General features: G+C 61.4%; 21 protein-coding genes and 1 pseudogene. 9 read left to right on the forward strand and 13 right to left on the reverse strand.

What is annotated here, in order from left to right; genetic code table 11:
- The first annotated feature begins 162 nt into the window (after positions 1–162).
- The 5 genes and pseudogenes from P3T16_RS16285 (at position 163) to P3T16_RS16305 (ending at position 5,291) form a co-directional block, all read left to right on the forward strand.
- Complete coding sequence (locus P3T16_RS16285; RefSeq protein ID WP_429343044.1) at positions 163–1,815, forward strand: FAD-dependent oxidoreductase; 1,653 nt, start codon at positions 163–165, stop codon at positions 1,813–1,815.
- 73 nt (positions 1,816–1,888) lie between these two features.
- A pseudogene (locus P3T16_RS16290) lies at positions 1,889–2,107 on the forward strand (transposase); the annotation flags it as partial.
- A 398-nt stretch (positions 2,108–2,505) separates the two neighbouring features.
- Positions 2,506–3,063 (forward strand): carboxymuconolactone decarboxylase family protein, encoded by a 558-nt coding sequence (locus P3T16_RS16295; protein ID WP_429343045.1) that lies wholly within the window; start codon positions 2,506–2,508, stop codon positions 3,061–3,063.
- A 37-nt stretch (positions 3,064–3,100) separates the two neighbouring features.
- Positions 3,101–3,946 (forward strand): helix-turn-helix domain-containing protein, encoded by an 846-nt coding sequence (locus P3T16_RS16300; protein WP_429343046.1) that lies wholly within the window; start codon positions 3,101–3,103, stop codon positions 3,944–3,946.
- 259 nt (positions 3,947–4,205) lie between these two features.
- A complete protein-coding gene (locus tag P3T16_RS16305) occupies positions 4,206–5,291 on the forward strand; it encodes a Gfo/Idh/MocA family protein (protein ID WP_429343047.1) in 1,086 nt (361 codons plus the stop codon).
- 274 nt (positions 5,292–5,565) lie between these two features.
- Here P3T16_RS16305 and P3T16_RS16310 read toward each other — a convergent pair whose 3' ends face one another.
- Positions 5,566–6,039: a YbhB/YbcL family Raf kinase inhibitor-like protein gene (locus P3T16_RS16310; RefSeq protein ID WP_429258512.1), complete on the reverse strand. Its 474-nt coding sequence runs from the start codon at positions 6,037–6,039 to the stop codon at positions 5,566–5,568.
- Between the two features lie 612 nt (positions 6,040–6,651).
- Between P3T16_RS16310 and pdhA the strand changes: the two genes are divergently transcribed.
- The 3 genes from pdhA to P3T16_RS16325 are packed head-to-tail and all read left to right on the forward strand — an operon-like array spanning position 6,652 to position 9,833.
- Complete coding sequence (gene pdhA, locus P3T16_RS16315) at positions 6,652–7,740, forward strand: pyruvate dehydrogenase (acetyl-transferring) E1 component subunit alpha (RefSeq protein ID WP_429343048.1); 1,089 nt, start codon at positions 6,652–6,654, stop codon at positions 7,738–7,740.
- Positions 7,733–8,713, forward strand: coding sequence for an alpha-ketoacid dehydrogenase subunit beta (locus tag P3T16_RS16320; RefSeq protein WP_429343049.1), 981 nt, complete (start codon positions 7,733–7,735; stop codon positions 8,711–8,713). The genes pdhA and P3T16_RS16320 overlap by 8 nt, the downstream gene beginning before the upstream one ends.
- Before the next feature lie 4 nt (positions 8,714–8,717).
- The gene (locus P3T16_RS16325) at positions 8,718–9,833 is read left to right on the forward strand and encodes a dihydrolipoamide acetyltransferase family protein (RefSeq protein ID WP_429343050.1); all 1,116 of its coding nucleotides are present in this window, start codon (positions 8,718–8,720) and stop codon (positions 9,831–9,833) included.
- Between the two features lie 276 nt (positions 9,834–10,109).
- Here P3T16_RS16325 and P3T16_RS16330 read toward each other — a convergent pair whose 3' ends face one another.
- From P3T16_RS16330 to P3T16_RS16385, 12 genes are all read right to left on the reverse strand, one after another.
- Positions 10,110–11,447, reverse strand: coding sequence for an MFS transporter (locus tag P3T16_RS16330; protein ID WP_429343051.1), 1,338 nt, complete (start codon positions 11,445–11,447; stop codon positions 10,110–10,112).
- A 41-nt stretch (positions 11,448–11,488) separates the two neighbouring features.
- On the reverse strand, positions 11,489–12,661 hold the full coding sequence (locus P3T16_RS16335; RefSeq protein ID WP_429343052.1) for a dihydrodipicolinate synthase family protein: 1,173 nt from the start codon (positions 12,659–12,661) through the stop codon (positions 11,489–11,491).
- Positions 12,564–14,288, reverse strand: a complete 1,725-nt coding sequence (locus P3T16_RS16340; protein WP_429343053.1) for a GMC family oxidoreductase — start codon at positions 14,286–14,288, stop codon at positions 12,564–12,566. The genes P3T16_RS16335 and P3T16_RS16340 overlap by 98 nt, the downstream gene beginning before the upstream one ends.
- Positions 14,289–14,298: 10 nt before the next feature.
- Positions 14,299–15,078, reverse strand: a complete 780-nt coding sequence (locus P3T16_RS16345; RefSeq protein ID WP_429343054.1) for a 3-ketoacyl-ACP reductase — start codon at positions 15,076–15,078, stop codon at positions 14,299–14,301.
- Positions 15,079–15,108: 30 nt separating this feature from the next.
- Positions 15,109–16,215 carry an ABC transporter ATP-binding protein gene (locus tag P3T16_RS16350; protein ID WP_429343055.1) on the reverse strand — a complete coding sequence of 369 codons (1,107 nt, stop codon included), beginning with the start codon at positions 16,213–16,215 and terminating at the stop codon, positions 15,109–15,111.
- 3 nt (positions 16,216–16,218) lie between these two features.
- Positions 16,219–17,082 (reverse strand): carbohydrate ABC transporter permease, encoded by an 864-nt coding sequence (locus tag P3T16_RS16355; RefSeq protein WP_429343186.1) that lies wholly within the window; start codon positions 17,080–17,082, stop codon positions 16,219–16,221.
- A gap of 59 nt (positions 17,083–17,141) precedes the next feature.
- A complete protein-coding gene (locus P3T16_RS16360) occupies positions 17,142–18,116 on the reverse strand; it encodes a carbohydrate ABC transporter permease (RefSeq protein ID WP_427479921.1) in 975 nt (324 codons plus the stop codon).
- A 77-nt stretch (positions 18,117–18,193) separates the two neighbouring features.
- On the reverse strand, positions 18,194–19,450 hold the full coding sequence (locus tag P3T16_RS16365) for an ABC transporter substrate-binding protein (protein ID WP_429343056.1): 1,257 nt from the start codon (positions 19,448–19,450) through the stop codon (positions 18,194–18,196).
- A gap of 88 nt (positions 19,451–19,538) precedes the next feature.
- Positions 19,539–21,080 (reverse strand): aldehyde dehydrogenase family protein, encoded by a 1,542-nt coding sequence (locus P3T16_RS16370; protein WP_429343057.1) that lies wholly within the window; start codon positions 21,078–21,080, stop codon positions 19,539–19,541.
- A 1-nt stretch (position 21,081) separates the two neighbouring features.
- Positions 21,082–21,864: an enoyl-CoA hydratase/isomerase family protein gene (locus P3T16_RS16375; protein ID WP_429343058.1), complete on the reverse strand. Its 783-nt coding sequence runs from the start codon at positions 21,862–21,864 to the stop codon at positions 21,082–21,084.
- Entirely contained in the window at positions 21,857–23,449 is a 1,593-nt protein-coding gene (locus P3T16_RS16380) for an acyl CoA:acetate/3-ketoacid CoA transferase (RefSeq protein WP_429343059.1), read from the reverse strand. Before P3T16_RS16380 ends, P3T16_RS16375 begins: the two co-directional genes overlap by 8 nt.
- 19 nt (positions 23,450–23,468) lie before the next feature.
- A complete protein-coding gene (locus P3T16_RS16385) occupies positions 23,469–24,488 on the reverse strand; it encodes a Gfo/Idh/MocA family protein (protein ID WP_429343060.1) in 1,020 nt (339 codons plus the stop codon).
- 116 nt (positions 24,489–24,604) lie between these two features.
- Here P3T16_RS16385 and P3T16_RS16390 point away from each other — a divergent pair, with 116 nt between their 5' ends.
- Complete coding sequence (locus P3T16_RS16390; RefSeq protein ID WP_429343061.1) at positions 24,605–25,681, forward strand: LacI family DNA-binding transcriptional regulator; 1,077 nt, start codon at positions 24,605–24,607, stop codon at positions 25,679–25,681.
- The last annotated feature ends 244 nt before the right edge of the window (positions 25,682–25,925 follow it).

Consider the following 25,925-nt stretch of genomic DNA (forward strand, 5'->3'; position numbering starts at 1 on the left):
AGTATTGGTGCGCTCGGTGCGGGAAGAGTAACGGCGTTGTGCCCGCCTCGGATCGAACGCCCGGGGCTGAGCCGCCTGCTTGCGCATGTTCTTTTGACCAGGTGGGACGACCTGAAACCAGGTGGACCGAGCTTCACCTCAATTGCCTGTTTGGACGAAGCCATGCTGACAATCGACGACATCCGGGCAATTCCACTGTTCTCAACACTCTCCGACAACGAACTGGAGCATCTCGCGCACACGTCCGCGGACCTGCATCTGTGCGCGGGTGAATTCGCGGTCCATGAAGGTGGAGAGCGCGCGCTGTACGCCGTTCTGGCCGGCAAGATGGAAGTCATCAAGACGTTCGACGGTATCGAGCGCACGCTGGGCTGGCGTCTGCCCGGCACCATCTTTGGCGAAGTGCCGCTCGCGCTGAGTTCGCCGTTTCCAGGCGCCTATCGGGCCGCAGAGCCGTCGCGTGTAATGCGCGTGGACGCTCAGCGTTACTACGTACTTGCTGCCGCGTCGCCAGAAATTGCGTTCAGGATGGGCACCCTTGCGCGCGAGCGCATCGGCGGGCTGCAAGGCCTCTCCGCCGAGCCGCCCAAGCCCCGCGTGACCATGATTGGAAGTCGCTGGGACAACGCTTGTACGGCGTTGCGCCAGTTCCTCGCCCGCAACCAGATCAGCTACGACTGGATGACACCGGATGCGCCCGAACTGACGACGCGCTGGCCTGGAACCTGTCCGTCAGAGGAGGATTGCCCGGTGTTGCGGCTGGTCGACGGGACGGTGCTGAGCCGACCTGCGACACGCGAGCTTGCCGGGTTGCTGGGCCTGCAGACGCATCCCCGCCTGGCCGAATACGATACGGTGATCATTGGGGGCGGGCCGGCCGGTCTCGCTGCGGCAGTGTACGGTGCGTCGGAAGGCTTGCGTACTGTGGTGCTGGAGCGCGAAGCTCCAGGCGGGCAGGCCGGGACATCCTCACGCATCGAGAATTACCTCGGCTTCCCCAATGGTGTGTCGGGAGACGAACTCGCGAGCCGTGCACTGCAGCAGGCAAGGCGGCTCGGCGCAGAGATTCTGGTGACACGGTCTGTCGCTCAAATCGATGTCGATGGGCGTAACGTTCACCTCGACGGAGGCGACGTCATCCGGGCGCGAACGATCATTCTCGCGACAGGCGTCACGTGGCGCCGCCTCTTGATCGATGGCTTCGACCGGTTTATCGGTAAAGGAATTTACTACGGCGCGTCACGCAGCGAGGCGAGCGCTACTCACGGACTCGACGTCTATCTGATCGGTGGAGGAAACTCGGCTGGCCAGGCCGCTTTGTACTTCGCCAATCATGCGCGCATGGTTACGCTTGTCTTGCGAGGCGATTCGCTTGAGAAGAGCATGTCCCGCTACCTTGTCGAGCAGCTTCGTGAAAAGTCAAACGTAGCGGTGCAACTGCGATCGGAAGTAGTCGGTGCATACGGCGATACCCATCTGACGGCGATCGATGTACGCGACGGACTGAGCGCAGAAGTGCGTCGGCACGACAGTGGTGGATTGTTCGTGTTCATTGGCGCCGATGCAGAGACCGAGTGGTTGCCGACGGAAATCGCGCGCGACGTGCGCGGATATGTTCTCACCGGGGACGACGTCGTTAAGGCAGGACGCTGGACCCATAGCCGGGATCCCTACCTCCTCGAATCGAGTGTTCCTGGCGTGTTTGCCTGTGGGGATGTGCGATTGAGCCCGGTCAAGCGCGTCGCTTCAGCTGTCGGCGAGGGCAGCATGGCAATCGCGTTCGCCCACAAGTATCTGCAGCACGACGCCAGATAGCACTGCGGTGCAGCGGTGAGGCGTATGCGTGTTTGTCATAGCGGGTTTCGATTGATTTTGAACGTCCGCTTCGATGAGTCGGATAGACCGCTTCCTGGAAGAACTCGCTGCAGTGCATCGCCGCGGCCAGCTACGGTTCTTCGGTGAGTACGCCGCGCTCGCCGATCGGGCCGTCTTCGCCCAGTGGCTCGCGCCGCTGCGCGGGTGTGAGTGGGTGGTGTATGCGAAGCGCCCGTTCGCAGGGCCGGAGGCCGTACTCGCCTATCTGTCGCGCTATACGCATCGCGTGGCCGCTCCGGGACACTCCGCGTTTCCTCCCTTGAGGTTTATACGACGCCTGCCCGCATGTGCCTGTGGCGCACGCCCATGCCCGTGGTCGAGGGCAGGCATCCTGCAAACCTGGACATCTACGGCCGCTAATGCGGTTCCTCCCACGTTCGTATTGACGTCCGCTGTACGTCCGACACGTGTCATCCGATTGGTCCACAAACTCACGATAGAGACGGGCGAAGCACCGCCGGATGCCGGGTCCGCGTCCACGAGGCGCGTACAGATCGAATCTATACTTTTCCAACTGGGCTTCGCGCTGCACGGAGATTACATTCGATGTAATTGGCGCACCGCGCAGCCGTCTCTACTCTTTGGCTATCGCGCCACCAATCCGGTGGCGCTCACCGTCAAGGAGATACCATGTCCAGCTATCCTGTTCTCACGATCGAGTCTGCCCCTGCGCAATCGAAGTCCGTGCTCCAGCAACTGCAACAGGCGTTCGGCCTGATCCCGAACATCGCAGCCACGATGGCCGCTTCACCGGTGCTGATCAATGGATTCATTGGTCTGTTCGAGCGCGTGCATGCGAGCAGTCTGACGGAGTCGCAGATCCAGACGTTGCTGCTGACCAACGCGGTCACGAACGCCAGTGAGTGGCCGGTCGCGTTTCACACCGCGCTCGCGTTGAAGGAGGGCGTACATCCCGCGGATGTCGACGCAATCCGGCACGGCGGCCTGCCTGGTGACACCAGACTGGCCGCGCTATCAATGCTGGCGCGTACGCTGATCGAAAAGCGCGGCCGCCTGACTGTTTCGGATCAGAGACGCTTCCTCGAAGCAGGGTTCAATTCCGAGCAGATACTCGAGGTCATTGCGGTGGTTGCGGCATCTACTATCACGAACTACACCGGAAGCGTTACCCAGCCGGCGCTCGAAGCGCCGTTTGAGGAATTCGTCTGGCATGCGCCCGCAACCTGAGCCCGTTATATTCGTCCGCCTTGATTAGGGAAATCCGATGAACGTCACTCGTCCCGATCCGAAAGTGCCGCGGAGCGAACTTGGGGATTTGTTACGCTATTGGCGCGACTTGCGTGGCGTGAGTCAGCTCGACCTGTCGCTCGAGGCCGGTGTCTCGCAGCGCCAGATCAGCTTCATTGAGAGCGGACGCAGCGTGCCGGGTCGGGACACGCTACTGACCCTCGCGCAGACGCTCGACGTGCCGCTGCGCGAGCGCAATGCACTGCTGCTCGCCGCTGGCTACGCGCCCGTGTATTCGGAGGCACCTTGGGACGCACAGGAGATGCACAGTGTCATCCGCGCGCTTGAGCGGGTCGTTCGCCAGCACGAACCGTTTCCGGCGATCGTCATGGACCGTCACTGGAATGTCCTGATGACCAACGAAGCAGCGCCTCGCTTTTTCAACCACTTCATCGACATGGCTTCGCGCGAAGGACCGCGCAACATGCTGCATCTGATCTTCGATCCGCAGGGTATGCGTCCGTTCGTGGCCGACTGGGACAACGTCTCGCGAAGCTTGCTCCAGCGGGTATATCGCGAATCGGTCGGTCATGTCATCGACGACGGCACAACGCGTCTGCTCGACGAACTGCTTGCGTATCCCGATGTGCCGCGCGACTGGAAGGCGCATCATGCGCCAACTGCCCTATCCACGATGCCGGTCATTCCGCTTGGCTTCGTCAGCGAGGGCGTGGTTCTTCGTTATTTTTCGATGGTGACGAGCGTCGGAACACCGCAAACCGTTGCCGCACAGGAACTGCGCCTGGAATGTATGTTCCCCGCCGATGATGCAACCGAAGCACGCCATCAGCAACTGCTTGCAACGCATTCAAAGGAACGCTGAGCGGCTTGTGGATATCCAGTCGTGTTCTGCTGCCGGGCCGCGACCGTCAGTTAAACCAGCACGCACATCGCCGTCCTTTGGGTGTCAGATTAATCACCTCCTGGAACCGTCATTCAACGGGTCCAGCATCGACCGGTCGAATCCGCACCAGCAAACGGCCGTTCGCTTGCGAAGGTGGTCGAGAGCGGTCTTGTATCGGCGATCGTAATCGCCGAGTGTAAACTGGCGCGATTGGACGCTTCCGGTCCTTCGCGGGCTCATGGACTTGCCGACTCACGCGGTTGTTCAGCCTGCTCTACTCATCAAAGACTTGATCGGAAAAGGGGATGTCATGGCAAGGGATGAAATTGTCTGGGGGATCCTGGGCACCGCGAAGATCAACGACAAGGTTGTCATGCCTATGCGCAGCGCGCCAAAGTGTCGGGTGAAGGGCATCGCGTCGCGATCTCGGGAGAAGGCTCGGGAAGCCGCAGCCAGATATGGTTTGACGGTCGCATACGACAGTTACGAGGGGCTCCTGGCGGACCCGGAAATCGACGCGGTATATATTCCGCTACCCAATCACATCCACATGGAATGGACGATCAAATCCGTCGAGGCGGGCAAGCACGTCCTGTGTGAGAAGCCGATCGGGCTGGACGCCCAGCAGGTTGAACGACTCATCGCTGCGCGCGACAGCAACGGCCGATGCATACAGGAAGCCTTCATGGTTCGCACGCATCCGCAATGGTTGAAGGTGCGGACCTTGATTGACGAAGGTGCGATTGGCGAATTGCGGGCGGTGACCGGCGGCTTCACCTATAACAACACGAACCCGCACGATATCCGCAACCAGAGCGAACTGGGTGGCGGCGGTCTGCTCGATATTGGTTGTTATCCCATCACAACGTCACGCTTCGTTATCAGGTCTGAGCCGAGGCGAGTGGTTGCCCTGATGGAGCAGGATCCAATATTCGAAGTGGACCGGCTTGGCTCTGTGCTGATGGACTTCGATGGTGTGCAGGCGAGTTTCTTTTACTCGACTCAGACCCATAACTATCAGCGGATGCAATTTCACGGTACCAAGGGGCGGATCGAGGTCGAAATTCCATTCAATGCACCAGGCGATCGACCGACGCGTCTGTTAGTGAGTGAAAACACAAGCGCCGGTGTCGGGACTGATCGCTGGCTGGAACTTCCGGTGTGCGATCAATATGGCATCGCAGCCGCCACGTTCGCGGAGGCGATATTGAGTGGAAGCCCGCAGGCTATTCCGCTAGAAGATGCGCGCGCAAATACGCGAGTGATCGACGCCGTGTTCCGCTCGGCTCGATCGGGCGCGTGGGAGAGAATCCTGGAAAGTTGAGGTGCTACGCAGGGGCAAGCTCCGCCGTTCAACGTGCAAGAAGTGCCACAGCTCGTGTGACGCGCAACAAGCCACGCATCGGAGTAGCTACTTAAACGACGCGATGCTGCTCCTCGAAGGCTACTGAACACTCGCCTGCGCATGCGTATGCACTCGAAGTTGTTCCAGTAATCGCTGCAGCATCTCTGAAAATCGAGGCGGATGTCCGCGCCTTGATCTTCCCGCGTACGAATTGCAGGAAGTCAGCCACGTCGGAGTTGCGTCGTCTTCAAACTCATCGCTTGTGATAGGTGCCGATCAGTTCGGCGTGCGCCAGTACGTGCCCCTGCATGGCCTTTTCGAGCGCCGCCTTGCTGGGGCTTTTCAAATCGGGCAGTACGGTGTCGAGTGCATACAGCTTATGGAAATAGCGGTGGCGTCCCACGGGCGGGCACGGGCCGCCGTAAGCGGCACGTCTGAAGTCATTGGTGCCTTCGAGCGTGCCGCGCGGCAATCCCCCGGCAGCAGCGCCCTCGGGCAGCCCGATTGCCGTCGGCGGGATGTTGTAAAGCACCCAATGGACCCAGGTCATTTTCGGCGCGGCCGGGTCCGGCGCGTCAGGGTCGTCGACGATCAGCGCCAGGCTTTTTGCGTTCGACGGCACGCCGGACCACGCGAGCGGCGGGGAAACATCGGCGCCCTGGCAAGTATGTTGTGGGGGAATCTCCCCGTTCTGTCGGAAGGCTTGCGACGTCAGCGTGAGAGTCATGGCGCGCTCCTCGGCGGCAACGGTGGTTGCCGGTCCCGGTGGGAAGATCAACGCGATGAGCACGAGTGCCAACAGACGACGCGGGGCCGATGCCCAAGCGGCTTTTTTCAAAGCTCTTGAGGCGGTGTCCGGCACGCTGAAGTCGCTCATCGCCACGCTCCGTACCCTGTCCGTGACCGCGGCCGTTAGTTGGTGCGCGCTCTGCGCGAGTCGCGACGGAAATCGAAGCAAGGCTTTTATCGTGACATAAGTTCCGCCCGAGCAAAAGTGGCTGTGCTTGCTGATCGTCGCGCACAGGTCCCGGCATCGATCGCAGCCCCAGGCATACACTGAGCCGGAAAGCACGCATTTGGGAAACCCGACCGATGCCGCGCGGCTGCCCATCCGATGGTGCATCGCGACAATCGAGCGTTCGGTTCGTATTCCCGGCTACTTTGCTGCGTGTAGTTAACGAGGCGAGGCGCTGGCCCCTTTTGCGCGCTTACATCGTCCAGAATCGAGTTTGGACGCGCTGCGGTTTCAGTGCGCAAGCGCAGCAGTGTTCGTGCGGTAGCGCTCGTACGCGTGAACTCTGGCACGGATACGATATCTGAATGAACATGGAGGGCGGTCATGACCACGGCTGCCAGTTTTCATATCGGCTACACGCAATATCTTGGCCCCGACGGCGAGCCTGCTCAGCCGTTACCTGCGTTTGCACAGGACCCGATGGCGCTGATTCCGCTCTATCGCGCGATGGTGCTGACACGGGCATTTGATACGAAGGCGGTCGCGCTGCAGCGTACTGGCAAGCTCGGCACTTTCGCGTCGTCGGTCGGCCAGGAGGCGATTGGCGTCGGCGTCGCCAGCGCGATGGATCCCGACGACGCGCTGTTTCCCTCGTATCGCGATCACGCCGCGCAATTGCTGCGCGGCGTCACGATGACGGAAAGTCTGCTGTATTGGGGCGGCGACGAACGCGGCAGCAACTTCAGCGTGCCCCGCCACGATTTTCCGAACTGTGTGCCGATCGGCACACAGGTGTGTCATGCCGCCGGCGCGGCCTACGCGTTCCTGCTGCGTCACGAGCCGCGCGTCGCGGTGGCGATATTCGGCGACGGCGGCACGTCGAAAGGCGATTTCTACGAGGCAATGAACATGGCCGGCGTCTGGCAGGCGCCGCTTGTCCTCGTGGTCAATAACAACCAGTGGGCGATCTCGGTGCCACGCAGCCGCCAGAGCGCTGCACAAACGCTCGCGCAAAAAGCGATCGCTGCGGGAATCGATGGGCTGCAGGTCGACGGCAACGATGTGATCGCGGTGCACCAGGTGGTCCACGCGGCGCTCGCCAAAGCTCGCCGCGGCGATGGCCCGACGCTGATCGAAGCGCTCAGCTATCGCCTTGGCGATCACACGACAGCCGATGACGCGACGCGCTATCGCGACGCTGAGGTCCTCAGCAAGCAATGGGCATACGAACCGTTGCTGCGCCTGCGCACGTACCTGATGCGCATGAACGTCTGGGACAAGGCGCAGGACGAGCAACTCGGCCGCGCGTGTCTTGCGCAGGTCGAGCAGGCCGTCGACGCGTATCTGGCGGTACCGCCGCCGGACACATCCGCCATGTTCGATCATCTGTACGAGACCTTGCCGTTGGCGATGCGTGAGCAACTGGCGATGGCGCAGCGATTCGCGCCTCCTGCGGGGAACCGCCATGGCTGACCTCAACATGGTCGAAGCGCTCAATCAGGCGCTCGCCTACGAACTGGCGCACGACCCAGCCGTCGTGCTGCTCGGCGAGGATATCGGCGTGAACGGCGGCGTGTTCCGCGCGACGGTCGGGTTACAGGCGCGATTCGGCGCGCAGCGGGTGATCGATACGCCTTTGGCTGAAACTGCGATCGCCGGCACCGCGATCGGCATGGCGGCGATGGGCTTGAAGCCGGTCGTGGAGATCCAGTTCAGCGGGTTCATCTATCCGGCCATCGATCACGTTCTGAATCACGCGTCGCGTCTGCGGCATCGAACACGCGGACGGCAGACGTGCCCGCTAGTGATCCGTGCGCCGTGCGGCGCAGGGATTCATGCGCCGGAGCATCATTCCGAAAGCCCTGAAGCATTGTTCACCCACATCCCCGGATTGCGTGTCGTGACACCGTCATCTCCTGCACGCGCATACGGTTTGCTGCTCGCGTCAATCCGCGACCCGGACCCGGTGATCTTCTTCGAGCCGACGCGACTCTACCGGCTCTTCAGGCAGCCGGTCGAGGATAACGGCGAAGCGCTGCCGCTCGACAGCTGCCTGACGTTGCGCGATGGGTCGGACGTCACCCTGGTGAGTTGGGGGGGAGCATTGCAGGACGTGCAGGCCGCAGCCGATCTGCTTGCGCAGGAAGGCGTGATGGCCGAGGTGATCGACGTGGCGACGCTCAAACCGCTCGACATGAACACCATTCTCGCGTCGGTGGCGAAAACCGGACGCTGTGTGATCGTGCACGAAGGCTCGCGCACCGGAGGGGTTGGCGCGGAGATTGCCGCCAATATCGCCGAGCGCGGACTGTACTCGCTGCTCGCGCCGGTGCAGCGCGTCACCGGATATGACGTGGTGGTGCCGCTGTACAGACTTGAGAATCAATATATGCCAGGCACGGAGCGCATCGTTGCCGCGGCCAGGCAGACTCTGGAGGCGTCGTGAAGCCATGAAAGTCTTCAAACTGCCCGATCTCGGAGAAGGCTTGCAGGAAGCGGAGATCGTCGAGTGGCACGTCAGGAGCGGCGAAGAGGTTCGCGTGGATCAACCGCTGTTGTCGGTCGAAACGGCGAAAGCGATCGTCGAGATTCCGTCGCCTCAATCCGGCCGTATTGCGAAGCTGTTCGGCCAGCCGGGCGACGTCGTGCATCTGGGCGCGCCGCTCGCCGCATTCGAAGGAGAGGGCGACGAAGCCGATGCCGGCACCGTGGTCGGCCACATGGAGGTCGGCCAGCATGTGGTGCAGGAAGCGCCGGCGGCGCCTGGCGGCGGCATGGGTGCGGGTGTCGGCGTGATCAAGGCGATCCCGGCGGCGCGGGCGCTCGCGCGCAAGCTGGATGTCGATCTGGCGATGGTGACGCCATCGGGGCCGGAGGGTGTCATCACGGCGGCTGACGTGCAGCGCGTCGCGAAGGTCCTCGCCGAGCTCGGGCCGCCCGAAGTGCTGCGCGGCGTGCGGCGCGCGATGGCGCAGAACATGGCGCGCGCGCAGAGCGAAGTGGCGGCGGCGACCGTCATCGACGACGCCGACATCGATGCGTGGCCGCCGCATACCGATGTCACGATCCGGCTGATCCGCGCGCTGGTGGCAGGATGCCGTGCCGAACCGGGGCTCAACACATGGTTCGACGGACATGCGGGGCGGCGCCACGTGCTGGAGAAGATCGATCTTGGCATCGCAGTCGATCTGCCGGATGGCCTCTTCGTGCCGGTATTACGCGACGTCGCGCTCCGCGACCCAGCGGATCTGCGCGGCGGGCTCGACCGGATGCGTGCCGACATCCGGGCACGCAGGATTCCGCCGGAAGAACTGCGCGGCAATACGATCACGCTGTCGAATTTTGGAATGATCGCCGGTAAATATGCGGCTCCCGTGGTTGTGCCGCCCACTGTCGCGATTCTCGGAGCCGGGCGTATTCACGAGCAGGTCGTGGCGGCAGCCGGCGTTCCCGCCGTGCATCGGATCTTGCCGCTGAGTCTGACATTCGACCATCGGGTCGTCACGGGCGGTGAGGCGGCGCGTTTTCTCGCCGCGACGATTGCGGATCTGCAGATGGCGCTTTAGCCGTGCTCGCGTGTTCGGACGCTCTTGCATCGGCAGTATCGGATGGCTGACGATCCGCTGTCTCAGTGCCGTCCACGCTCCCGCCAATACGGGCTTCGCGTCGATGTGGTATCCGTCGAATGACAACGTCTATTTGCAGGAAATCGGAATGTGTGGTTCGCCGTTGGCCTGGCTCGGAAATGTGCCATCGGACTGAAGGCGGCCACAAGGAGACGTTGCCTTCATTCCAGGGCGCGTCGCCCTCGAAACGGAAACCGGCCGCTCGACGTTCGCGAATCATTGTCGAAGACTGATCCCGCGAGTCTCCGGTGAGAAAAAAGTTGCGACGAAGCTGATACCCGCTAGCAGAGCGATGTAGGTGGCAATCGGCCAGTACGCACCTTGTGCCCACGCGAGCAGTGCGGCCGCGATGAACGGCGCGATGCCACCCGACGCGACGGCGGCGAACTCCTTGCTGACGGCAATGCCCGTGTATCGATAGCGGGCATTGAACAGCTCAGGAAAATAGGCCCCTTGAATCCCATACATCCCGAACACGCCGACGCCGATCGCGACAGCCATACTGATCACGATCAGCACCGGGTCCCTCGTTGAGAACAGCCAGAAAGCCGGGAAAGCCCAAAGGCAGGTGAACAGCGCAACGAGGCGGTACATCAGCCGTCGGCCGAATCGATCAGACAGCCAGCCCATCATCGGAATAGTGAACACCGCAAGCGCCGCCGCGATCGTGAGCCCGATCGTGCCGATTGATTTGTCGACCAGCAGCACCTTGGTCAGATAGCTGAGCGCGAACACCTGATATAGGTAGGAAGAGCCGTTTTCGCCGACGCGCAGGCAAAACGCGACCAGCAACGTACCGCGTGCCTCCGACATCAGATCGCGAACCGGCCGTTTGCTCGCGTGCCCCGTTCTCTTGATCTCTTCGAATACCGGACTTTCCTTCACACGCATTCTGATCACAATACCCACGACGATCACCACCGCGCTGAACAAAAACGGGATGCGCCAGCCATAGCTGAGAAATTCGTCTTTCGGCAGGCGCTGGACGAGCGTGAAGATGCCGTTCGCGAGCAGAATGCCGACGATGCAGCCAGCAAAAGGCAATGCAGCATAGAAACCACGTCGGGCGGGTGGCGCGAATTCCGACACGATCAGCGAAGCGCCGGCCTGTTCGGCGCCCGCACCGAAGCCCTGTAGCAGACGCAAAGCGACGAGCAAGGCGGCCGCCCACACGCCGACCTCGTGCCAGGTGGGCAAAAGACCAATAAGAAACGTCGAACCTCCCATCAACAGCACTGTTGCAACGAGCACACTTTTGCGGCCGTACTTGTCGCCCAGCCAGCCAAAAAACAGGCCGCCGAACGGACGGGCGAAAAAGCCCGCGGCGTACGCTCCGAAGATCGCGAGCAGGCCTGCGGCCTTATCGAGTCCTGGAAAGAACAGATCCGAAAAGATGAGCGCCGAAGCAGTGCCGTAGATGCTGAAGTCGTACCACTCCATTGCGCTGCCGGCGACGCTTGCCGCGATCACGCGTCGAAGATCCTTTCCTGTCACGCTCGCGTCGGCATCGTTCACCGATGACTTTGGAACCGAAGAGGCTACCTGTGCTGTCATGCTTTGTCTCCAATCGGAACGCGTGTTACGCGAACCGTGTGTTAGTTATCGATACCCGCAACGACGCCGAGAAACTCGCGCATGCGACGGCGAGCCAGTTCGGGGCGAGTCAATACACCGGCGAAATCGGCTTTGCGGAACACCTCTGCGTAGTGCACGACGGATCGCGCCGACTGCATGCCTCCCGCCATCGAAAAATGACGCTGATGGCCATTGAGCCACGCGAGGAAAACGACGCCGGCCTTGTAATACTGAGTAGGCGCGGCGAACAGTTCGCGCGACAGCGCAACAGTCGGATCGATAAGCTGGCGATAAGATTCAGTATCGCCAGCGGCAAGCTTCGTCAATGCGCGCGATGCGACAGGCGCGATCGGGTCGAAGATGCCGAGCAGAGCATGCGAATGCCCGCTGCTGTCGCCCGCGATGAGTTCGCCGTAGTTGTAGTCGTCGCCGGTGAACATCACGACGCCCTTGGGCAACTGGGATCTGAGCTGACGCTCATACTCCGCATTGAGCAACGAAATCTTGATGCCCTCGATCCTGTCCTGATGAAGCCGGATGATGTCGAGCACGGTCGCCATCGCGGTCGCGACGTCGCGGCTGCCCCAGTAGCCGGACAGCGAAGCATCGAACGCATCGCCGAGCCAATGCAGCACGACCTTGTTGCGTGACGCGGAGATCACGGCGTCATAGACATGCTGGTAGTCTTCGGCGGAGCGCGCAGTTGCGCACAGCGCGCGGCTTGCCATCATGATTGGCCGCCCACCCGCCGATTCGATCACCTCGAACTGCTCCTTATAGCCCGCGACGATCTCGGAAAGTGTATGGCTACGGCTGCCGTCCAGATGATCGGTTCCCGCGCCGCACGCGAGATCCGCGCCGGGAATGCTGCGGGCGTGCGCGATGCTACGGCGGATCAGTTCAGCGGCTGTCGGCCAGCCGATGCCCATGCCGCGTTGCGCAGTATCCATCGCTTCGGCCACCTTGAATCCCAGGCCATACAGGTAGCTGCGAAATGCGAGCGTGGCGTCCCAGTCGACACAAGGCGTATCGCCCCATGGCTCGTACGCATGGGACGGATCGACGACGACGTGTGCCGCCGCATAGGCGATGCGGTTAAAAGTCGGTGCGGTGGACGGCGGAAGCTGGTCTTCCCGCTGCTGCATCGCGTATTCCAGGATTGTTCCTTCCGATGTCGGCAGTTTGATCTTCATACGTTCCTCTCAATGTTGAGGGTTGAATGATCATGTCGGCGGCCTTTTCCGCAACCATGATCGTCGGCGCATTCGTGTTGCATGAGGGCAAATAGGGCATGACGGACGCGTCGACGACTCTCAGCCCGTCCAGACCGATAACACGCAGATCCGGCGCGACGACGCTGTCGGGATCGTCGGAGCGTCCCATGCGGCAGGTGCCGACAGGGTGGTGGTCGGTCTTCGCATTGGCGCAGGCATATTCGAAGAGTTCCTGATCGGTGCTGACGCGTGGCCCGGGCAGAATTTCGCTTTGCACATAGCGCTTCATGGCGGGGGCACGCAAGATGTCACGCGCGAGCCGCAAGCCTTTGATTGCCATGTCGCGATCGTATGGGTCGGACCAGTAGTCAGGGTCGAGCAGCGGCGCGGCAGCAGGGTCCGCGCTGGCGAGACGGACCGAGCCACGCGAGCGGGGGCGAAGGTAAGCGGTATTTAGCGTGACACCGGCGTTGTTCAGTTTCGCCATGCCTGCTTCGATACCGGAGCCTAGGCCGAGGTGAAACTGGATGTCGGGCGAGCGGTCGCGTGCGTCGCGGTCCGCATACCAGAAGCCGCCCGTTTCGAAGAGACTCGATGCAACCGGGCCTTTCTTCAGCAACAGATATTGCAGGCCGGCCCATGCAGCGTTGTGCAGCTTGTTGTACTTGTCGTAGGTATGATCTCCCGTGCATTCGGCGATGACGAAGAGGTCGAGGTGATCCTGCAGATTCGAGCCGACACCTCTAAGGTCGTGGATGGGCTTGATGCCAACGGACCTGAGATGATCGGCGGGACCGATGCCCGACTGCATCAACAGTTTCGGCGAACCGATCGCGCCCGACGAGACGATCACCTCACGCGACGCCCGCACGATCTGCGGGTCGCTGCTATCGCCAATCACGTATTCGACGCCTGCTGCGCGGCTCCCCTCGACGATCACGCGCAACGTTCGCGCCTGCATCGTGACAGTCAGATTGGGGCGCCCAAGCACGGGTCTGATAAAGCCCGCGGCCGCCGATGACCGCCGCGCATCCAGCTGCGTCAGCTGGTAATAGCCGAGGCCTTCCTGACTCGCACCATTGAAGTCCGGATTGAATGGAATACCGAGTTCCTGTCCCGCCTGAAAGAACGCTTCGCAGATCGGCAGTGGGCTGATCGGATTCGATACGCCGAGCGGGCCGCCGTAGCTGTGATATTCGTTCGCGAAGCGCTGGTTGTTCTCAGACTTCTTGAAATAGGGCAGCACGTCGCGATAAGACCAGCCCGTTGCGCCCGCTTTCTGTTCCCAGTCGTCATAGTCGGCGGGGACGCCGCGCGTGTAAATCTGCGCATTGATCGACGAGCCGCCGCCGATCACTTTCGCTTGCGTGAAGCGCAACACGCGATTATTCAGATGCTTTTGCGGCACGGTGAACCAGCCCCACGAGCCGATGCCGCGTGTCATCTTCGCGAAGCCCGCGGGCATCGAGAAGAACGGGTGGCGATCGGAACCGCCTGCTTCGAGCAGCAGGACCTTGATCGAGGGATCAGCGCTCAGGCGATTGGCCAATACACAACCGGCCGAGCCGCCGCCCACGATCACGTAGTCATATGTCGTCGTTTTCATGGCAGTCGACTCAGAATGCGGGGATGGACAGACCGCCATCCACGTTGACCACGCTGCCCGTCGCGAAGGGCAGCAAACCGTCGGCAAGCGTCGCGACCGCCTGGCCCACTTCGTCGCTCTCGCCCCAGCGACCGGCGGGCACCAGGCCCTCACGGAAGCGCGCTTCATATTTCTCCGCGACGCCTGATGTCATCGGCGTGCGGATGATGCCTGGTCGCACTTCGAACACGCCGACATTTGCGCCCGCAAGCCGCAATGCAAACAGGCGCGTCATCATCGGCAGCGCGGATTTAGACAGGCAGTACTCGGCCCGCTCGGGCGATGCCATGTCTGCCGACACCGACGAAACCGTCACGATCGAGCGAGCGCTGTTCGAGCTCGTCGAACTCATGTGGCGAGCGACCGCCTGAGTCATGAAGAACGTGCCGCGCAGATTGACATCCAGCACGGAGTCGAACGCTTGCGGCGACACGTCGAGCAGATCGCCGCGGCTCGGTGAACCGATGCCTGCGTTGTTGACAAGACATTCGATACTTCCCTTGAAACGCACGGCTTCTTCGACCACGCTTGCATGCGAAGCGACGTCGCTGAGATCGCTCTGAATAAACAACGCGTCCTGGCCTTCGTCGCGAATGAGCGCGCAGGTCGTCGTGGCGTCCTCGTCCTTCACGACATCCGTCAGCACGATGTCGAAACCGCGCCGCGCGAGGGCGACGCAGATCGACCGGCCGATGCCGCGTCGCGCACCCGTTACCAGTGCGGCAGGAAACTTTCCAGCTATCTTGCTCATGGCTACACCATCCGTCGTTGCGCTGGGGGCTCAGTGAATCCGGACTTCCGTGTCGGCGTCGAACAGCACGAGCTTCGACAGATCGACGCGCAATTCGCACTGTTCGCCGGACACGTGCGGCATGTCGGCGCCGAGTCGCGCGGAGACCTCCATCCCGCCGAGATCGAGCACGGCAAGCGTGTCGGGGCCAGTCGGTTCAAGGACACTGATCGTGACCGGCACGGTGCGCAACGCCGATGCGGCGCGCTCGTTCTCTACGCCGATCGCTTCGGGGCGCAGCCCCGCGAGCACCGTCTTGCCGACGTAGCGGTCGACGGCAGCCGGTTGCGGCGGCAACGCGAGATCGATCGCCTTCTGGCCTTCGCCCACTTTCAGGTGCAGCCCGCCATTCGCGCGCTCGATGCTCGCCGGAATCAGGTTCATCGACGGCGAACCCATGAAGGTCGCGACGAATGTGTTAGCGGGCGTGTTGTAAACTTCGGCCGGCGTGCCGAGTTGTTGCAGTACGCCGCCCTTCATCACCGCGATACGCGTGGCGAGCGTCATCGCTTCGATCTGGTCATGCGTGACGTAGACGATGGTTGCGCCCAGGCGCTGGTGCAGCTTCTTGATCTCGGTGCGCATGTCGACGCGAAGTTTTGCATCGAGATTCGACAACGGTTCGTCGAACAGAAAGATCTTGGGATGACGCACCAGCGCGCGGCCCATTGCGACCCGTTGACGCTGCCCACCCGACAGCTGGCCTGGACGCCGATCGAGCAGGTGCTCAATCTGCAGTAGACGGGCGGCGTCTTGTACAGCTTTCTCGCGCTCAGGCTTCGATACCTTGCGCATTTCCAGACCGAAGCTGATGTTCTGCCCGACGGACATGTTCGGATACAGCGCATAGCTCTGAAAAACCATCGCGATGTCGCGTTCGCTCGGATGCAGGTCGTTGACCTTGTCGTTGCCGATGCGGATCTCGCCGCCCGAGAGCGTGTCGAGTCCGGCAATCAGCGAGAGGAGCGTCGATTTTCCGCAGCCCGATGGTCCGACGAGGACGAGAAAATCGCCATCTTCAACATCGATGTTGATCTCCTTGAGGATTTCGGTCGAGCCGTAGGCTTTGCGAACATTGGATACGTGCAGAGAAGACATGATTTACCCCTTGACCGAACCGGCCATCAGACCGCGTACGAAGTAGCGACCACCGATTACATAGACGAGCAGTGTCGGCAGTGCGGCGATCATGGCCGTGGCCATGTTGACGTTGTATTCCTTGATGCCGGTCGACGTGTTCACGATGTTGTTCAGCGCGACGGTGATGGGCGCCGTACTGCCCGTCGTGAATGAAGCGCCGAACAGGAAGTCGTTCCAGATATTCGTGAACTGCCAGATCACCGTGACCGTGATGATGGGCACCGAGTTGGGAAGCAGGATGCGAAAGAAGATACGGAAGAAGCGCGCACCGTCGATCATCGCGGCTTTTACGAGTTCATCGGGAAACGCAATGTAGTAGTTGCGGAAGTAAAGCGTCGTGAAGCACAGGCCATAGACGACATGCACGAACACGAGGCCGCTGATCGATTGCGCAAGGCCGACCTTGCCGAGGAACGACGCCATCGGAATCAGCACGATCTGGAACGGGATGAAGCATCCGAACAGGATCAGGCCGAACAGCAGGTTGTCGCCCCTGAAGCGCCATTTGGTTAGTACGTAGCCGTTCAATGCGCCGAGCAGGGTGGAGATCGCAACGGCAGAGAAGACCATCCGGAAGGAATTCCAGAAGAAGCCTTTTACACCGGAGCATTCGAGTCCCACGCAGGCCGAGCCCCACGCCTTCTGCCACGCTTCGACCGTCCACTGGTGGGGCAGCGCGAGGATATTGCCCGAATAGACTTCGGGCAGCGACTTGAACGATGTCAGCAACATCACGAGAAGCGGTACGAGATAAACCACGGCCACAATCGCCAGCAGCGAATAAATGACGATCCGTGAGACGTAGTTATGCTTGCCCACCACCATCTGTGGTGAGTCCCATGTCCTGGTAGCCATTGTTGTCTCCTAAAGGCTAACGGTTGAGTTCAATGGCCACCGCTCTTCCGGCGGGGTCTCATTTCTGAGTAGAGGTAGGGCACCATGATGGCGGCCACAGTGCAGAGCATCATCACCGCGCTTGCCGCACCCATGCCGAGTTCGTTGCGAGTGAAGGTGAACGAGTACATGAACGTGGACGGCAGTTCGGTCGAGTAGCCGGGACCAGCGCCCGTCAATGCAATGACAAGTTCATAGCTTTTGACCGCGAGGTGCACGAGAATCACGAACGCCGATATGAAGGCCGGCCGAAGCTGCGGAATGATGATGCGGCGATAGACGGCCGGCATGCGTGCGCCGTCGATCGACGCGGCCTTGATCTGCTCCTGGTCGATGCCGCGCAATCCAGCCAGAAACATCGCCATCACGAAGCCGGACGCCTGCCAGACAGCGGCGATGACGACGGTATATATCGCCATGTCGTCGTTGATGATCCAGTCGAACTGGAAACTCGTCCAACCCCAGTCATGGAACAGCTTGGTGAGGCCAAGTCCCGGATTGAGAATCCATTTCCATGCGGTGCCCGTCACGATGAACGAGAGCGCCATCGGATAAAGGAAGAGTGCCCGCAATCCGCCTTCAGCGCGAATCCGCTGATCGAGCAGAATCGCGAGACCGAGGCCGATCCCCATGCACAGCACGACATAGAGCGATGCGTAGATGCCGAGGTTGCCGATCGCCACATGCCAGCGCGGGTGCTCCCACACGCGGCCGTACTGGAGCAGACCAGCCCAGTGGAAGTTCGCAAAGGCGCGTGAACGGGTGAACGAGAGCACCGTTGTCCACGCGATAAAGCCGTAGACGAAGATCAGCGTGATGATCAGCGTCGGGCCGAGTACGATCTTGGGCAGAACCGCTTCGAAGCGGTTTCGCAACGACGATCGCTTTTGCGTCGGGCTGTGGCCCGAACCGTTGTTCAGATCTTCAAGCGTGGTCGCCCCGTGGGCGCGATTGTGCAATAGCATGGCAACACCTACCGTCGGAGATGACGGGCCTCGCGGACAGCGGCTTTGATGCCGCGTCCGCATGAGGACCATTTGGCTTACTGCGAGTTCTTCACTGCCGCGACGAGCGCCTTCACGGCATCCGCAGACGACTGGTTCGAATTGAAGAAGTGCGTGACGACGTCATAGACGGCGTTCTTCGGACCATCGGGCATCGCATGTCCGTGCGCGAAACTACCCACCATCGAGTCGGACTTGATCGCAGCGCGCATGTCGTTCATCGACTTCTTGCCGCATTCGTCGAAGCCGTCCTGTGGCACATCCAGCCGCGCAGGAATCGATCCTTTGAGCTGGTTGAATTTCGCCTGTACGCCTTTGTCCATGATGGTCGACGCAAACGCATACTCGCCTGGAAGACTTGCGTCGCCCTTCTTGAAGCCCGCGAATTGATCGGTGTTGAAGATGAAGTCGCCGTCTGTTCCCGGATAGTTGAAGCAGAGGTAGTCGACGTTCGGCTGCTTGCCGGCCGATGCAAACTCGCCCTTGGCCCAGTCGCCCATGATCTGCATCGCGGCCTTACCGTTGATCACCATCGACGTGGCGAGATTCCAGTCGCGGCCCGGGAAGTTTGGATCAACCATGCCGCGCAACGCGCGCATCTGGTCGAAGGCTTTTTCCATCGTCTTCGAGCCGAGCGCGCCCGGGTCCAGTTTGACGAGCGCCTGCTGATAGAACTTCGGGCCGCCCGCGGACATCACGGCGCTGTCGAAGATCGTCGCTTCCTGCCACGCCTGGCCACCGTGGGCGAGCGGAACGTAGCCCGCTTTGCGGATCTTGTCGGCATCGGCAACGAGTTCGTCGAAAGTCTTCGGAGGCGTGAGCTTCAACTGATCGAAGATCTTCTTGTTCGCCCATATCCAGTTTGTGCGGTGCACATCGACAGGCGCGGCGACCCAGTGACCATCGACTTTCGAAAACTTCTGGATCGGCACAGGAACGAGCTTGTCCCAGCCTTCCTTCGATGCGACGGCATCGAGGTTCTGGAGATAATCCTCCTGCGCATATTCGGGGATGGTGAAGCCGAGCATCTGAATCGCATCAGGCGGATTGCCCGATGCGACGCGCGCTTTCAGTACGGTGCGCGCGGCTTCGCCTCCGCCGCCCGCGATCGGGCTGTCCTTCCATGCATAGCCCTTTTTTTTCAGGCCGTCCTTGAGGACACCAAGTGCCTTCGCTTCGCCGCCGGAAGTCCACCAGTGCATGACTTCGACGGTTTTCGTGTCGGCCGCGTTAGCGGACAGCGCGTGGCAGGCAACGAGGCCGACTGCAATTGCAGCAATACGCTTCTTGAACATTTTTGTCTCCTTGATGACGCTCTCTTGGCGGGCTTTCTTGTGGACCCCACGGCGGGCATGCAGTGGTGTGATCTGGGTGGATTCGTGGTCAGGCGGCTGGGCGCGGCAGCCACCAGTTCTTGCGCTCTCCGATGTGAAGCTGGATCGTCTTCGTTTCCGTGTAGTCCTCGACGGCCTGCTTGCCGAGTTCGCGTCCCACGCCGCTCGACTTGAAGCCGCCGAACGGCAGTTCGGGATAGCCGTCGAGGAAGGTGTTGACCCACACCGTGCCCGCATCGACGCCGCGTGCAACGGTCAGGCATGTGTTGATGTCGTTGCTCCAGACAGCGGCGGAGAGTCCATAGGCTGTGTCGTTGGCGATGTCGATCGCGCGCTGTGTGTCGGAGAAGGGGATGATCGCGAGCACAGGGCCGAAGATTTCTTCGCGGGCGATGCTCATGTCGGGCGCGACATCGCTGATGACCGTCGGCTCCAGATAAAGGCCGTTCGCGACATAGCGTTTGCCGCCCAGGCGCAGGCGCGCGCCTGCCGCGACGCCCTTGTCGATGTTGCCGAGAATCTCGACCAGCTGGTTCTCGCTGACGATCGCGCCGATCTTGCATTCAGGATGCAGCGGATCGCCAACAGGCACCTGACGCGCCCGCTCGACGACCGCCTGCGCAAAGCGCTCCGCAATCGATTCGTGCACGAGCACGCGGCTGCCGCTGTTGCAGCATTCCCCGGCGTTGAAGTACACGCCGAATACGACGGCATCGACCATCGCGTCCCAGTCGCAATCGGGGAAGACGATCTGCGGATTCTTGCCACCGAGTTCGAGCGCAACCTTCTTCAGCTTCTTCGATGCGAGCCCGCCGAGCAGGCTGCCGACGCGCGTCGAACCGGTGAACGACAGCATGTCGATGGCGTCGTGCTCGGCGAGCGGCTGTCCGACGGACGGACCTTTACCCGTCACCACGTTGACGACGCCCGCCGGCACGCCGGCCTGTTCGAGAATCTCCATCAGCATGACGGTCGTGCTCGACGTCAGCTCACTTGGCTTGACGACGCACGTGCAGCCTGCCGCGAGTGCAAACGGCAGCTTCTGTGAAAGAATCCACAGCGGGAAATTCCAGGGCGTGATCAGTCCGACGACGCCGATCGGCTGGCGCAGCACGATGCCGAGCATGTCTTCGCCGAGCGTGTCGTAGGCGTCGCCGCTTGTCGTGCGGGCAAGGCTCGCTGCGTATTGCCAGAGATCGACGCAACCGGAGACTTCGCCGCGCGCCTGCGCAAGCGGCTTGCCCGTTTCGAGCGATTCAAGCAGCGACATCTCGTCGACGCGCGCCTTGATCCCATCAGCGATCGCGAGAAGGATGCGCGCACGTTCCGCGCCCTTGAGCTTTGGCCACGGACCGTGACGGAAGGCGACATCGGCGGCCTTGATGGCCTGCTCGACGTCTGCGGGCGTCGCTTCAGGGAACGAGCTGACAACATGGCCATGCGCGGGACTGTGCCGCTCGAAGCGTTGCTTGTCCGTTGATTCCGTCCACGCTCCGTCGATATACATGCGGCCGTTGAAGGCTTCGTGCGCAGTTGTTTTATCGCTTGTCAGAAGCACAGTTGCAGCTGGAATTGCAGTGTCGTACGTCATCTCATTGACCCTCGTATTGCGCCGGGCGCCGTTCACGGAAACTGGTCATGCCTTCGCGGGCGTCGTGCGTCGACGCGGACAATGCGCCCGCCATGGCTTCCAGGGTTGCACCGGCTCCGAATCCGGAGGCGGCGTTGATCAGTTGTTTCGTCAGTTGTACGGAGACGGGGGCGAGCGTCGCGATCTTTTCGGCAATGGCGATAGCTGCGGTAACCGCCTCTTTCGGCGTGGAGATTTCGTCAATCAGGCCGATGGCGTAGGCGCGTTGCGCATCGATGCGCCGCGCGGTGAGCGCAAGCGATTTCACGTGGCTCGGACCAACCAGCGAAACCAGACGTTGCGTGCCGGACCAGCCCGGGCAGGTCGCGATGCTGGCTTCGGGCAGCGCGAACGTGGCAGCCGGGTCGGCAACCCGCACATCCGCGACTGCGGCCAGTTCGAGGCCACCGCCGAAAGCGGGACCGTTGATCGCCGCGACTACGGGCAGACGCAACGCTGCCCAGCGGTCGAAAATGCGATGACCGCGCGAGACCCATACGCGCCACATGTCGAGCGGCGCAAGTGCCGACCACTGGTTGATGTCAGCGCCCACGCAGAATGCGCGCTCACCTGCACCTGTCAGCACGACGGCGCGCACGCCTGCGTCCGATTCGAGTTGCGCCGCAGCGGCTTCGAGTTGTTCGAGCATCTCCGGCGTCAGCGCATTGAGCTTGTCTGGCCGGTTGAGCGTGACGACTGCAACGGCGTTCGTCTTCTCGATCTGGATCAGTTGCCGATCAGCCATGGCGAGCCTCCTTCAGCTTCAGACCGAACGGAGCGTCCGTGAAAATGGCCGCATCCATCGTCTTCAGGGAAGGGGAGACGGCCAGCTCGAAATCGCATTGATCGAGCACATCCTTTTGCAGAGCGATGCCCGGTGCGATCTCGATCACTTCGAGGCCGGCCTCACCGAGCCGGATCACGCAGCGTTCCGTGACGTACAGCGCTTCCTGATTGCGCTGTCGACCCATGCGACCACTGAACGTCACGTGGTCCACGTCGGCAATGAACTTCTTCTTGCCTTCCTTCACGATCTTCAGCTGTCCATCGCCGACTTCGATCTTGGCGCCCGCCGTGAAATAGCCGCTAAAGACCACACGTTTTGCATGCGTCGTGATGTCGATGAAGCCGCCACATCCCGCAGTGAGATACGGCTTGCTCGGCAGCTTCGACACATTCACGTTGCCGAAGCGGTCCACCTGCAGGAACGACAGCAGCGATACATCGAAACCGCCGCCCTGGAAGTACACGAATTGCGAAGGCGAAGGCATGATTGCGTCGGCATTGCCTGAGCATCCGAAGGCGAAACCAAGCAGCGGCACGCCGCCGACCGCGCCTTGTTCGATGACCCACGTCACGTCGTCGCGATAGCCTTCTTCGAGCAGGATGCGCGGCACGTTCGCGGAGATGCCGAAGCCCAGATTCACCGCATCGTTCTGCGCAAGTTCCAGCGCCGCGCGCCGTGCGATGACCTTGTCCGTGTGCCACTCGGCGAAGGCGAATGCGCTATCCGGCAGCTTCACTTCGCCGCTGATTTCCGGGTCGTATTCGATCTGTGTCGTCTGTTTCTGCTCGGGATCGACGACCACGTAGTCGACGAGATTGCACGGAATGTGCACCTGCTGCGTATGCAGCGAACCGGCCTTCACAACGCGTTTCACTTGCGCGATCACAATGCCGCCGTTATTGCGCGCGGCCAGCGCCTGGTCGCGTCCACCGAGCAGTGCGCCTTCGTGTTCGAACGACAGGTTGCCGCGTTCATCGGCTGTCGTTGCACGCACGATTGAGACGCGCGGCACGAAGTTTTTGTAGTGCAGCCACTCGTCACCTGCGAACGTGACTTTTTCGACGATCGGATGGTCGGCGGCCTGCGCGTTCATTGCTCCGCCCTGGCGGTCGGGGTCGACGTAAGTGTCGAGTCCAACCTTGGTCAGCACGCCGGGACGCTTCGCCGCGACTTCGCGATGCATGTCGAACAACACGCCGCTCGGCAGGTTGTACGCGCGGATGTCATTGTCAGTGATGAGATGCCAGATATCGGGCATCGGCAGACTCGAAGGGCCGCTCGGAAATGAGCCGGCGATGATCGTCTGGATCAAGCCTTTCTTCGCGATGTGGTCGATGCCCTTGATGCCGTACATATCGCCGGCCGCGATCGGATGCAGCATCGTCAGATTGCGCGGGTGGTCTTGTTCCGCGAAGCGGGCGCCGATGGCGGCGAGCATCGCGTCGGGACAGCCCAGACCGCTCGATGAACTCACGGTGACGATGTCGTCATCGTTGATCAGGCTCGCTGCGTGAGCCAATGAAACAACCTTGCTGGAACGCACAGTCAATCTCCTCAAACTTTTATTCGGCAAAACGCGACGGCACCGTGACGTGTCCGCCTGCCTCGGCGGACTTCACGAGCGACAGCGCGGCGACGAGCGAGCGGTAGCCGTCGATACCCGTAGCGGCGGGCTCTTGCTCTTCAAAAATGGAGCGGTGGAATTGCGCGACGGCGACGCGATACAGGTCGCGATGTTCGACTTCGATTTCCCGCGTGCCCTCTGCCGAGCGCAGCGTGATCTCGCCGGTCGGGCGCTGCGTCATCACGTCCCTGGCGAAGAGGGAACCGGCCGTGCCGTGAATTTCGAGCCCCGTGGGCGCGTACGGCACGGTGAAGGCATCGTGGAGTTGTGCGAGCACGCCGTTCCTGAAGCGCACGATTGCCATCACGCCGTCTGCGAGTCCCGCCGTCGACATCGTTCCCGCCGAGGTCATTGCGCTGACTTCAACTGGCTCGTCGTCGAGCAGGAAGCGCAGCGTGTCGATGTCATGAACGGAGATGTCGAGAATCACGCCGCCACCAGCATCGGGCCGCTCGATACGCCAGCCGCGCAGATGCGGCGGCAAAGAGACCGCGTGGAAGACACGCACGAAGAGGGGCGTGCCGACGGCGCCCGCGCGAATGAGTTCGCGCATCTTCCGGTGGGTCGCCGCGCAACGCAGATGATGGTTCGTGCCGAGCTTCACGCCGTGTGACGCGCACGCCTCGATCATTTGCGCAGCATCGTCTTCCGTTAGCGCGAGGGGTTTTTCACACAGCACGTGCTTGCCGGCTTTCGCCGCCGCGAGCACTTGCGGCAGATGTTTCTCGTTGGTGCTGCTGATGTAGACGGCGGTGATGCCCGGGTCCGCGAGTACTGCGTCGAGGTCCGCCGAGTGTGACGGGATGGCGTGCTTTTCAGCGAACGCGCGTGCGCGCTCCGCGTTGCCACTGACCACCGTGGCGATCTCGCCGTCCGGCTGGGAACGGAAGGCTTCTACCATCCATTCGTCGGCGATGGTGCTGGCGCCGATCAGCGCCCAGCGGACTGTTGCTGTCATGTGTCTCTCCATTGGAACGTTCCAATTTCTATTCGTTGGATCGTTCCAACAAACTGTAGTAGACTGATTTCACGCTGTCAAACACTTTTTGGAACGTTCCAATTGTGCGAAGCAACATGAAACCCGGTCCGACCATACAGGACATAGCCGCCGCCGCTGGCGTATCGAAGTCGACGGTGTCGCTCGTTCTGCAGGAAAGTCCACGTATCAAGGCCGAGACCGCGCAAAAGGTGCGCGAGGCAGCTCGCGCGCTCGGTTATGTGTACAACCGCGGGGCGGCCACCCTGCGAGGAAGGCGCAGCACGACCGTCGGGATGGTGATCAACGATCTGACAAATCCTTTTTTTGTGGAATTGCTGGTGGCAATCGAGCGCGTGCTTGCCCACGCCGGGTATACGACGCTCATGGCGCACACTGCCGAGAGCCTCGAAACTCAGACGAGGGTTCTGAGATCCATGCGCGAGCAGAATGTCGCTGGCTTGATCATGTCTCCTGCGCTGGGGACGCCGGATGAGTTGCCTGCCGAAATTCAGTCGTGGGGAATTCCGCTCGTGCTCGTCATGCGTCCGATGGGGCCCGACGTCGATACCATCGGTGTCGACAACAGCTATGGATTTGCGCTGGCTACCGAGCACCTGATTGGGCAAGGACATGCGCGCATCGCTTTCGCTGGCAACCGGAAGGGGTATGCGGTCGCTAATCAACGCAGGCAGGGCTACCTGTCGGCCATGAAGAAGCACTCACTGCCCGTCGACGATGACTGGATCGTCGATGTCACTTTGACGCCGGAAGGTGGGCGTGACGCGGTCCGTGCGATCTTTGACATGAAGCCGCGGCCGACGGCCGTGGTTTGCTACAACGATCAGGTTGCAATCGGCGTGCTGCACGAACTCGACAGAATGGGGAAGCGCGCGGGTAAGGCTCTGGCGGTCGTCGGCTGTGACAACGTCGTCGCAGCTGAACATACAAATCCGCCTTTGACGACCTTGTTCGCGGGCGCGGACAAGCTTGGTACCATTGCAAGCGAGACATTGCTGGCCCGGTTGGGCGAGACATCTGAAGATCAGAAGCCGCCGGTGCAATACTTCGCGGTGCCTGAACTCGTGGTCAGGGAGTCGAGCATCGGCGCCGGGGCACCTCACGTCAACGCGGCGATAAAAGCGCGGCGAAAGCATGTGGATGTTGCTGGATGATCAGCGGGGCTGATACGCCCGGCTTTCGATGAAGGTGGAATGCCAGGAGCCGAAAGTATCGGTTCCTGTCGGGCTGCTCATAACAGCTTATGAGACATTCGATTGCAACGGACGAATGGCTCTTGAGGGTCAAGATGCGTCCGCCGCGTGGGACAGGAGCCGGCCCAGTTCGAGTCATCTAAACGCGGTTTGCGAGTGGCCGTTCCAGCGACGATAAAAGACAGTCACCCCTGACGTTCCGGAA

Source organism: Paraburkholderia sp. GAS42, from assembly GCF_050436565.1.
In the GTDB taxonomy this organism is placed as follows: Bacteria; Pseudomonadota; Gammaproteobacteria; order Burkholderiales; family Burkholderiaceae; genus Paraburkholderia.